Annotated in this window: 1 pseudogene; it reads left to right on the forward strand. The window is 63.7% G+C overall.

The window, feature by feature from the left end:
• A pseudogene (locus A3764_RS18255) lies at positions 1-697 on the forward strand (glucose-6-phosphate dehydrogenase); the annotation flags it as partial.

Consider the following 697-nt stretch of genomic DNA (forward strand, 5'->3'; position numbering starts at 1 on the left):
CAGAACCACCTGATGCAGCTTTTGTGCCTCATCGCGATGGAACCGCCCGCGCGGTTCGACCCGGACCCCGTGCGCGACGAAAAGCTGAAGGTCATTCGCGCGCTTGATCCGGTGCTGCCGCATCATATCGCGCGCGGGCAATATCAAGCGGAACCCTGCAACGAAGCGAATGCGCCCGGCTACAGGACCGCGGTCGGCGATGCCCGGTCGCGCACCGAAAGCTTCGTGGCGCTCAAGACCCATATCAGCAACTGGCGCTGGTCCGGCACGCCTTTCTACCTGCGCACCGGCAAGCGCATGTCAGCCCGGTCCTCCGAGATCACGGTGGTGTTCAAGGAAACCCCCCATTCCATCTTCGGCGAAGAGGCGGGACGCCACCGCAATGTCCTGTCGATCCGTCTCCAACCGAACGAGGGGATCACGCTGGGCGTGACCATCAAGGAGCCGGGTCCGGGTGGCATGCGGCTTGTGGATGTGCCGCTCGACATGACCTTCGCCGAAGCTTTGGGGGAGGATGGCGCGGAGCAGGTGGATGCCTACGAACGTCTCGTGATGGACGTGATCCGCGGCAACCAGACCCTTTTCATGCGGGGTGACGAGGTGGAGGCCGCATGGGCCTGGACCGATCCGATCATCCAGGGGTGGGAGTCGCGCAACGATGTGCCCAAACCCTATGACAGCGGAACCGATGGTCCGA

The sequence above is a fragment of the Sulfitobacter sp. HI0129 genome (assembly GCF_001635395.1).
In the GTDB taxonomy this organism is placed as follows: Bacteria; Pseudomonadota; Alphaproteobacteria; order Rhodobacterales; family Rhodobacteraceae; genus Sulfitobacter.